This is a genomic window from Micromonospora sp. NPDC005367, from assembly GCF_040606825.1.
GTDB lineage: Bacteria > Actinomycetota > Actinomycetes > Mycobacteriales > Micromonosporaceae > Micromonospora.
Genome location: NZ_JBEXFP010000089.1, coordinates 1 through 9,836, shown reverse-complemented (window position 1 = coordinate 9,836; position 9,836 = coordinate 1). Strand labels below are relative to the sequence as shown.

The 9,836-nt window shown below is 73.5% G+C and carries 9 protein-coding genes; 4 read left to right on the top strand and 5 right to left on the bottom strand.

Features of this window, described 5'->3' with window-relative positions; translation table 11 throughout:
* Window positions 1-279: hypothetical protein (locus tag ABZS42_RS31595; RefSeq protein ID WP_355151578.1), on the top strand; the 279-nt coding region annotated here is incomplete at its 5' end.
* Window positions 280-699: 420 nt separating this feature from the next.
* Here ABZS42_RS31595 and ABZS42_RS31590 read toward each other — a convergent pair.
* The 4 genes from ABZS42_RS31590 to ABZS42_RS31575 are packed head-to-tail and all read right to left on the bottom strand — an operon-like array spanning window position 700 to window position 5,072.
* Window positions 700-2,247 (bottom strand): long-chain fatty acid--CoA ligase, encoded by a 1,548-nt coding sequence (locus ABZS42_RS31590; RefSeq protein ID WP_355151577.1) that lies wholly within the window; start codon window positions 2,245-2,247, stop codon window positions 700-702.
* Window positions 2,244-2,708, bottom strand: coding sequence for a MaoC family dehydratase (locus ABZS42_RS31585; protein ID WP_355151575.1), 465 nt, complete (start codon window positions 2,706-2,708; stop codon window positions 2,244-2,246). The genes ABZS42_RS31590 and ABZS42_RS31585 overlap by 4 nt, the downstream gene beginning before the upstream one ends.
* Entirely contained in the window at window positions 2,705-3,877 is a 1,173-nt protein-coding gene (locus ABZS42_RS31580) for an acyl-CoA dehydrogenase family protein (RefSeq protein WP_355151573.1), read from the bottom strand. The genes ABZS42_RS31585 and ABZS42_RS31580 overlap by 4 nt, the downstream gene beginning before the upstream one ends.
* Before the next feature lie 46 nt (window positions 3,878-3,923).
* A complete protein-coding gene (locus tag ABZS42_RS31575; protein ID WP_355151571.1) occupies window positions 3,924-5,072 on the bottom strand; it encodes an acyl-CoA dehydrogenase family protein in 1,149 nt (382 codons plus the stop codon).
* Between the two features lie 136 nt (window positions 5,073-5,208).
* Here ABZS42_RS31575 and ABZS42_RS31570 point away from each other — a divergent pair, with 136 nt between their 5' ends.
* Genes ABZS42_RS31570 through ABZS42_RS31560 form a run of 3 tightly spaced genes read left to right on the top strand, consistent with a single transcriptional unit; the run spans window position 5,209 to window position 8,416 of the window.
* Window positions 5,209-5,874 (top strand): TetR/AcrR family transcriptional regulator C-terminal domain-containing protein, encoded by a 666-nt coding sequence (locus ABZS42_RS31570; protein WP_355151569.1) that lies wholly within the window; start codon window positions 5,209-5,211, stop codon window positions 5,872-5,874.
* 53 nt (window positions 5,875-5,927) lie between these two features.
* On the top strand, window positions 5,928-7,346 hold the full coding sequence (locus tag ABZS42_RS31565; protein ID WP_355151567.1) for an aldehyde dehydrogenase family protein: 1,419 nt from the start codon (window positions 5,928-5,930) through the stop codon (window positions 7,344-7,346).
* Window positions 7,343-8,416, top strand: coding sequence for an alcohol dehydrogenase catalytic domain-containing protein (locus ABZS42_RS31560; protein ID WP_355151565.1), 1,074 nt, complete (start codon window positions 7,343-7,345; stop codon window positions 8,414-8,416). Before ABZS42_RS31565 ends, ABZS42_RS31560 begins: the two co-directional genes overlap by 4 nt.
* 87 nt (window positions 8,417-8,503) lie before the next feature.
* On the opposite strand, the gene ABZS42_RS31555 is transcribed toward ABZS42_RS31560, so the two are convergent.
* Window positions 8,504-9,836: helix-turn-helix transcriptional regulator (locus ABZS42_RS31555; protein ID WP_355151563.1), on the bottom strand; the 1,333-nt coding region annotated here is incomplete at its 5' end.

The window sequence follows — 9,836 nt, the reverse complement described above, 5'->3', positions numbered from 1 at the left end:
GTGTGGGCCAACGCCACTTACGGGCGCTTCAAGCAAGGAAAAAAGTCTGAGACCGGCACACCCGCCAACCAGAAGGGGGGTTCGGTTTTGCGGGGCCGGGAGAAGTCCGACGGTCGGACGAAAGCCCGGGGGCTTCACCGCGCCGGGACCGGGTTCAACGACCCGCGGCCCGTCATCATTCCCGAGTTTTCCGAGGCCCTAGCGGACTGGCCGCAGGCCGTGACCGGGTTCAACGACCGGCAGGCCACCATCATTCCGGACCCTGCCGGACCGGCTTGACGGGTCACGCGCTGGCGGCGGGGCTGCTACCTCGACCGTCAGGGGTGTTCAACGCCCCCGGCCCGGCCACGATTCCGGCTCCGGGATGCCGCCGGTCACACCTCGAATCCCACCAAACCGCCCAACCGCCCCACCCGCAGCCCGGCATCCCCCGGCGCAAACCGGACACCACACCCAGCCCACCCCACACTCGGCGCACGGTCAACTCGACATCCATGAAGTCGGGGCATCCGAGCGCCTCGGACACCCCGACATCAAGGAACCCGAGTCGATCATTCGCCGGACCGCCGCCCGAACATAGAACCGCACCCAGGCCGTCACCTCGCACGGATCCCGCCCGGTAGCGGCGGGGGCGCGTGACGCGGGACAGACGGCTGACGGTGGAGCCCCGGCCGCAGGCTCCACCGTCAGGCCACCGGGTCAGTCGACCGACTCCGGCGTCATCGTCCGCCGCAGTTCCCGCTTGAGCACCTTGTGACTCGGGCCGATCGGCAGGGCGTCGACGTAGCGCACCTGGCGGGGGTACTTGTGCCGGCCGAGGTGCTCCCGCGCCCAGTCGATCAGCTCCTGTTCGGTCGGCACGTCGGCCGCCGGGCCGGGTACCACCACCGCGCAGACCTCCTCCCCGTGGCGCGGGTCGGGCAGGCCGATCACCGCGACCTGGCCGACGGCCGGATGGCGGGCCAGGGCCTCCTCGACCTCCCTGGGGTACACGTTGAAGCCACCCCGGATGATCATGTCCTTCTTCCGGTCGACGATCGTGACGAACCCGTCGGCGTCCTTGTGGCCCAGGTCGCCGCTGCGGAACCAGCCGTCGACCACGGCCTCCGCGGTCGCCTCGGGCCGCCCGAGGTAGCCGGCGAAGACGTTGTGGCCACGGATGACGATCTCGCCGAGTTCGCCGGCGGGAAGCAGCTCGATCCGGTCGTCGAGCTCGGCGCGGGCGATCTCCACCTCCACACCCCAGACCGGGTGGCCGACGGTGCCGGCGCGGGTGCCGAAGTGCGGTTGGTTGGTGGTGGCCGTGGGCGAGGTCTCCGACAGGCCGTACCCCTCGAAGACGGTCGTGTCGAACGCGGCGTGGAAGCGTTCCAGGACGGCGATCGGCAGCGACGCCCCGCCGGAGACGCAGAGCCGCAGCCGGGGCAGGTCGTCCCGGCCCCGAGCCGCCTCCAGCAGCGCGACGTACATGGTGGGTACGCCGTGGAAGACGTTCACCCCCTCGCGCAGCATCAGGTCGATCGCCTCCGGCCCGGTGAAGCGGGCGAGCAGCACCAGGGTCGCCCCGATCCGGAACGTGCCGTTCATCGCCACCGTCTGGCCGAAGCTGTGGAACAGCGGCAGGCAGCCGAGCACCACATCGTCGCCGCGCGCGTCGTTGGCGTCGAACACGTTGACCGTGGCGTTGAGGACGAGGTTGAGGTGGGTGAGCAGGGCGCCCTTCGGCACCCCCGTCGTGCCGCTGGTGTAGAGCACCACCGCGGGATCCTCGGCCTCGCGGCCCAGGTACGACGGCAGCGGCGGCACCGCCTCGCTCACGTCCTCCAGGCGGGTCGCCTCGACACCGGGCGCGGCCGGTCCGACGGTCACCAGCCGTACGCCGGCGGCGGCCGCGGCCGCCGCACCCAGGGCGAGCTGGGAGGTGTGGCAGACCAGCACCTTCGACCCGCTGTCGCGCAGCACGTGCGTGGCCTCGTCCGGGGTGAGCAGCAGGTGCACCGGCACCAGCACCGCGCCCGCGGCGAGTGCGCCGTAGTAGACGCGGGGGAAGTCGGCCACGTTCGGGGCGAGCAGGGCCACCGGGTCACCGGGCGCGACGCCGAGTTCCCGCAGCCCGGCGGCGTAGCTGCGCGCCTCCAGCCACAGCTCGGCGTACGTCACCCGGGCCTCGCCGTCGACCACGGCGACGGTGTCGGCGTGGCGGCGGGCCGACTCGGCGAGCACCATGGCGAGCGAGAGGGCGGTCACCGGGCCACCTCCCGGTAGAGACGGCTGACCGTCTCGGCGACGCAGACCGGTTTGCCGCCCGCGTCGGTCTCGACGGTGACCACGTTGACCATCTGGACGCCGCCGTCCATGGCGGACACGTCGGCGATGGTGGCACTGGCCCGTACGGCGCTGCCGACCCGCACCGGGGCGGGGAAGCGTACCCGGTTGAGCCCGTAGTTGAGCCCCATCCCGACGCCCCGCACCCGGTAGAGCGCACCGGCCAGCACGGGCAGCAGCGACAGGGTGAGGTAGCCGTGGGCGACGGTGCCGCCGAACGGGCCGGCCGCGGCCCGCTCCGGGTCGACGTGGATCCACTGGTGGTCGTCGGTGACGTCGGCGAACAGGTCGACGCGCTTCTGGTCGATCGGCTGCCACGGGCCGGGACCGAGGGTCTCGCCGACCGCCGCGGCCAGGTCGTCGACCGAGTCGAAGGTCCTCATGCCAGCTGCCCTCCCAGCTTCGTGTAGCCGCGCAGCAGGTCGCGGGAGATGATCAGCCGCTGCATCTCGTCGGTGCCCTCGAAGATCCGGTACAGCCGGACCTGCCGGTACCACCGCTCGATGGGCAGTTCGCGGGTGTAGCCCATGCCGCCGTGGATCTGCATCACACGGTCCACCACCCGGTTGACCATGCCGGCGCCATAGAGCTTCGCCATCGAGGAGGCGTGCCGCGGGTCCAGGCCCTGGTCGACCGTCCACGCCGCCCGCAGAATGAGCAGGCGGGCCGCCTCCAGCTCCGTCTCCGAGTCGGCGATCATCCACTGGATCGCCTGGTTCTCGCCGATCGGGCGGCCGAACGTCTCGCGGGTGTTGGCGTACGCGATCGCCATGCCCAACGCCCGTTCGGCGATGCCCACCGCGTGTGAGGGGATCGTGTAGCGACCCTTGCCGATCCACTCCATGCCGAGGGTGAAGCCCTGCCCCGGCTCACCGAGGATGTTGCGGTCGGGCACCCGCACGTCGTCGAAGACCAGCGACGCCGGGCCGCCCTCCCCCATCGTCTGGATGAACTCGGAACGCCAGCCCATCTCCCGGTCCACCAGGAACGCGGTGGCGCCACCACGCCGGGCGCCCTTGTCCGGGTCGGTGACCGCGATGACGATGGCGAAGTCGGCCTCGTTGCCGCCGGTGATGAACGTCTTCTCGCCGTTGAGCACCCAGTCGCCACCGTCACGCCGGGCGCTGAGCTTGATGTTGGCCGCGTCGGAGCCGGCTCCGGGTTCGGTGATGGCGAAGCAGCTGAACCGCTCCCCCTCGATGGTGGGCAGCAGGTACTCCCGCTTCTGCTCCTCGTTGCAGTAGAACAGGATGTTATCCGCCTCGCCGCCGAAGCGGAACGGCACGAACGAGCGGCCGATCTCGGTCCAGATCAGCGACTGGGTGACGGCCGGCAGGTCCATGCCGCCGTACTCCTCCGGCGTGGCGAGCCCCCAGAAGCCGAACTTGCGCGCCTTGAGCTGCAGCTCGCGCAGCTCGCCGCGGTCGAGCCCGGGCCGGTGTGCCCGCTCCCGCCGCAGCAGCTCCTGCTCCAGCGGCACGACCTCCCGGGCGATGAAGTCGCGGGCCGTGTCGCGGATGGCCCGCTGCTCGTCGGATAGCGCGAAGTCCATGGTTCCTCCGGGGTGGTGGGGTGGGTGTACGCGTGCCTGCGCGCGTTCAGAAGGCGTTCACACCGGTGAGCGCGCGGCCGATGAGCAGTTGCTGGATCTGGCTGGTGCCCTCGTAGAGGGTGGCGACGCGGGCGTCGCGCAGGTACTTGCCGACCGGGTACTCGTCGATGTAGCCGTACCCGCCGAACACCTGCACGGCGTTGTTGGCGGCGCGTACGGCGGCCTCGCTGGCGAAGAGCTTGGCCATGGACACCTCGGTGGTGAACGGCTGCCGCCGGTCGATGAGGTCGGCCACCTGCCAGACGAGCAGCCGGGCGGCGGCGGTGTCGACCGCGATCGCGGCGAGCAGTTGCTGTACCAGTTGGTGGCCGGCGATCGGCTTGCCGAACTGGGTGCGTTGTCCGGCGTAGGTGACCGCCGCGCCCAGGCACCCCTGGGCGATGCCGACGCAGCCGGCGGCGACCGACATCCGTCCCTTGGCGAGGGTGCCGAGCGCGAGCCGGAATCCGCTGCCCTGTTCGCCGAGTCGGGCCGCGTCGGGTACGCGGACCCCGTCGAGGCGCAGCTCCCCGGTGGCCTGCCCGCGCAGGCCCAGCTTGCCGTGGATCTCGCGGCGGTCCAGGCCGGGGCCGTCGGTGGGCACCAGGAACGCGGTGATGCCGCGGTGACCCGGGCCACCGGTACGGGCGAAGACCAGCGCGACGTCGGCGGTGGTGCCGTTGGTGATGAACGTCTTCGTGCCGGTGAGCAGCCAGTCGTCACCGTCGCGTACGGCCCGGGTGGTGAGCGCGGCGGCGTCGGACCCGCTGTCCGGTTCGGTCAGCGCGAAACAGCCCAGGGCGGCGCCGGAGCAGAGCTCGGGCAGCCAGCGGGCCCGCTGCTCGGCGGTGCCGTGCGCGGCGATCGACTTGGCCACCAGGCCGAGCGACACGGAGACGATGCCCCGCACGGCGGAGTCGCCGCGCCCCAATTCCTCCAGCACGAGGCAGTACGACAGGTGGTCGCCGCCGGAGCCTCCGTCGGCCTCGGGGATGGTCAGGCCGAGGAAACCGAGTTCGCCGAGGAGGGGCACGATCGCGGGGTCGACCGCCTCGCGCCGGTCCCACTCCGCCGCGTGTGGTCGCACCTCGCGGTCGACGAACTCGGCGGCGAGCCGGCGGACCGCCGCCTGCTCGGCGGAGAGACGCAGGTCCATGAGGCTTAAACTAGCGCTGCAAGTTAAATTCCGTCCAGACCTGGTTGTGGCAGAGTCTCCGGCGGACCGCCGGAGAACCGGCGACCCGCACCCGGCCGGCGACGCGCCGGGCGAACGAGCGAAGGAGGGGAACGCGATGCCCCGGCCGCGGCAGGCGCTGCTCAACCGGCAGCGGATCATCGAGGCCGCCGCCGCGCTGGTCGACGCCGAGGGGCTGGAGGTCTTCTCCACCCGCCGGCTCGCCGCCGAACTCGGCGTACGCGGGCCATCGCTCTACAACCACTTCGCCACGAAGGACGAGATCCTGGACGCGGTCGCGGACAGCGTCACGTCCCAGGTGGACGTGTCGTTCTTCGGGAAGGTCGACTGGCGGGAGGCGCTGCGCCGCTGGGGCCTGTCCTACCGGGCCGCGCTGGCCGCGCACCCGAACATCGTGCCGTACCTGGCCCGCGGGCCGGGCCGCCGTCCGGCCGCGCTCGCCATGGCCGACGCGGTGTACGGCGGGCTCGTCGACGCCGGCTGGCCGCCGGCCCGGGCCACCCACATCGGCGCGCTGATGCGGTATTTCGTGGCGGGCTCGGCACTCGGCTCGTTCGCCCGCGGCTTCGTCGAGGACCCGGGCCTGTACGCCGAGCAGTATCCGCACCTCACCCAGGCGCACCGGCTCCCCGAGCACCAGCAACAGGTGGACGAGGGCGCGTTCGCGCTCGGCCTGGACGCGCTCATCGACGGCCTGTCGCGCACGTACGAGCGCCAGGTCGGGCCACTACCGCCCCTCCCGCCGGCCGTCGGCGCGTACTAGGGTCGGTCCAAACTTGCACCGCTAGTTTTGGCGACGCACGTAAGGGGCGCGCGATGGAACTCGATCGGACCGGCTTCTATCTCGACGGCCGTTGGGTCACCTCCTCCGACGGGGCGACCCTCCCGGTGCACAACCCCGCCACCGAGGAGGTCATCGCGGCCGTGCCGGCCGGCACGGCCGCCGACGTGGACCGGGCCGTGGCCGCCGCCCGGACCGCCTTCGACGGATGGGCCACGACCCCGCCGGCGCAGCGCGCCGCGCACCTCGACCGGCTGCACGCCATCCTCTCCGCCAAGGCCGACGAGATCGCCCGCACCGTGGCGCTGGAGCTGGGCACGCCGCTGAAGGTGGCCTCCCGGATCCAGGCCGGCCTGCCCCTCACCGTGCTGCACAGCTACGTCGAGCTGGCCGCCCACCCTCCGGCCGAGGAGACGGTCGGCAACTCGATCGTGGTCCGGGAGCCGGTCGGCGTGGTGGGCGCGATCACCCCGTGGAACTACCCGCTGCACCAGGTGATGGCCAAGCTCGCCCCGGCGCTCGCGGCCGGCTGCACGGTCGTGCTCAAGCCGGCCGAGCTGACCCCACTCGTGACGTACCTGCTCTTCGACGCGATCCACGAGGCCGGCCTACCGCCGGGTGTGGTCAACCTGGTCACCGGCACCGGCCCGGTGGTCGGTGAAGCCATCGCTGGCCACCCGGACGTGGACATGGTCTCCTTCACCGGCTCCACCGCCACCGGCCGCCGGATCTCGCACCTCGCCGCGGACCGGATCGCGCGGGTGGCACTCGAACTCGGCGGCAAGTCGGCGAACGTGATCCTCGACGACGCCGACCTGGTGACCGCCGTGAAGGTCGGCGTGGGCAATGCGTTGCTCAACTCCGGACAGACCTGCACCGCCTGGACCCGGATGCTCGTGCACCGGTCCCGCTACGACGAGGCGGTGGAGCTGGCCGGCAAGGCCGCCGCCGCCTACCGGATCGGCGACCCGTTCGATCCGGCCACCCGGTTGGGTCCGCTCGTCTCCGCGGCACAGCGGGAGCGGGTGCTCGGCCACATCACCCGCGGTCTCGCCGACGGCGGCCGGCTCGTCGCCGGCGGCCCGGACGCGGCGGTGCCCGAACGCGGCTGGTTCGTGGCACCGACCGTCATCGCCGACGTCGACCCGGACAGCGCGCTGGCCCAGGAGGAGGTCTTCGGCCCGGTCCTCGCGATCATCCCGGTCGACGACGAGGACCACGCCGTGGCGGTGGCGAACAACTCCCGCTACGGCCTGGCCGGCGCGGTCTGGTCCACCGACGAGGAACGAGCGCTCCGGGTGGCCCGGCGGATGCGGACCGGAGCGGTGGACGTCAACGGCGCGCCGTTCAACCCGCTCGCCCCGTTCGGCGGCTACAAACAGTCCGGCCTCGGCCGGGAGCTGGGCCGCCACGGGTTGGCCGAGTTCCTGCAGACGAAGGCGATCCAGCGATGAGGGCGCTCGTCGTACGGGGCGTCGGCGAGCAACCCCGGGTCGAGGAGATCGAGCTGCCCGCCCCGGCGCCCGGCGAGGTACGCGTGGCGGTCCGGGCGGCCGGGGTCTGCCACTCGGATCTGTCCATGGTGAACGGCACGGTGGCCGCGCCGTACCCGCTCGCACTCGGTCACGAGGCGGCCGGTGTGGTGACCGAGGTCGGCGCGGACGTCACCCGGGTGGCGCCCGGCGAGCACGTGGTGCTCAACTGGGCGCCGCCGTGCCGGCGGTGCTGGTACTGCGGGCGGGACGAGCCGTGGCTCTGCGAGCAGGGTGGGGTGCCCGCGGTGGCCCGGGGCCGTACGGCCGCCGGTGAGCCGCTGCACGTCACGCTCGGCCTCGGCGCGCTCGCCGAGGAGGTGGTGGTGCCCGAGGTCGCGGTGATCCCGGTCCCCGCCGAGCTGCCGTTCGAGGCGGCCGCGCTGCTCGGCTGCGCCGTGCTCACCGGGGTGGGCGCGGTCCGCCGTACCGCCGCGGTGGCGCCCGGGGAGTCGGTCGTGGTGGTCGGTCTGGGCGGGGTGGGCCTGTCGGTCGTCGGCGCTGCCCGGGCCGCCGGAGCCGACCCGGTGCTCGCCGTCGACGTGTCCCCGACCAAGGCGAAGCTCGCGCTCGCCGCCGGGGCGACCGAGTTCCTGCTCTCCGACGACGCCCTCAGCCGGGCGGTACGCGAGCGCACCGGCCGCCGGGGCGTCGACCACGCCTTCGAGTGCGTCGGGCGGGGCGACACCATCCGTGCCGCCTGGCGGGCCACCCGCCGGGGCGGCACCGTGACGGTGGTGGGCATGGGCGCGAAGGACGACGTGGTGCCGCTCAGCGCACTGGAGATCTTCCACTCGGCCCGTACGCTGCGCTCGTCCGTCTACGGTTCGTCCGATCCGGACCGGGACGTGCCCGCGCTGGCCCGGTCGGTGCTCGACGGCACTCTGGACCTCGCTCCGCTGATCACCGACCGGACCGACCTGGACGGTGCCGCGGCCGCCTTCGACCGGATGGCCCGGGGCGAGGGCGCCCGCACCGTCGTCGTCCCCTGAGCCGCGCCGGTTCGAGCGGGGCCGGCCGGGTCACCGCTCGAACCGCCGTCGCGGCTCGGCACTCGTGCCGGTGTCGAGTGTGCCGAGCTACGGAAATGCCCGGGCCAGCTCCGTACGCGACCGGATGCCGAGCCGGTGGAAGATGTTGCGCAGGTGATGGTCGACCGTCCGGGTGGAGAGGAACATCCGGGCGGCGATCTCCCGGTTGGTGGCGCCCTCGGCGACCAGTTGCGCGATCCGCAGTTGCTGACCGGTCAGCAACCGTGCCGCAGCCGGGTCCGGCGCGCCGACGGACTCGCCGGCCGCGCGTAGTTCGGCGGTGGCCTGATCGGCCCAGGGTCCGGCGCCGAGCATGGTGAACGTCTGCCACGCGTCGTGCAGGTGCGTACGCGCATCGCGGGGCCGGCGGGCCCGGCGCAGCTCCTGGCCGAGGAGCAGCTCGGTGCGGGCCCGCTCGAAGGCGTCGGAGTCCACCGGGTGCAGCCGCAGCGCGGCGCGGAACCGCTCCTGCGCCTCGGCGCTGCCGCGCGGGGCGAGCAGCGCGTGGCAGCGGGCCGACAGCGCGCGGCGGGACGGGCTGGCCGTGCTGCTGGCCCATCTGTCGAAGAGCGCGAGGGCGGCGGCCGCGGCCGGCCGGTGCGCCAGCTGAGCGGCCTCCACCAGGTAGGGGGTGGCCATCACCTGGACGAGGACCTGACCGCGGCCGGTGCCGGGGCGGGCCAACGCGGCGAGTCGGGCGGCGGCCGCGGCGTGCCGGCCGTCGATCAGGTCGAGCACCGCGATCGCCCACTGTGCCAGCGCCCACGGCCGGCTGTGCGGGGCCGGCCCGTCCCCGATCTCGCGCAGCCGACGCAGGCAGGCCTCCCGGTCGGCGCGTACGGCGGCGAGCACCGCCAGCATTCCCCGGTGGACCGCTGCCGCGTTGGCCTGGCCCGTGGCGCGTGCGGTCCGCACCCCCTCGCGGGAGCTTTCCGCCGCCGCCTCGTGCCGGCCCAGCCAGTACTCGGCGATCGCCCGCAGCTCCAGGGCGCGTGGCAGCGCGGAGAGCTCGTGCTGTTCGCGGGCCAGCTCGACGGCGCGCTCGGCCAGACGGTGCGCCGCGCCGTCCACCGCCACCAGCAGGCCCGCGGACGCCGCCCAGCACAGCGCGGCCGGGGTACGCGCCGCTCCGGTGAGCCGGCCGCCGAGCACGACGACGCGGCGGAGCGCCGGCCCGGCCTGCTCCAGGTCGCCACGGAGCGTGGCGGCCACCCCGGCGAGGTAGGTGCCGGTCAGCTCGACCTCGGGTGGTTCGTCGGGCCGGGCGAGCGCGCGCCCCCGCCGGGCGAGGTCGGCGTAGCGGTACTGCTCGCCGGAGAAGCAGAGCGCCTCACCGGCCCGGGCCAGCGCCGCCAGCGCCAGTGGCCGGTCGGTGCGGCCG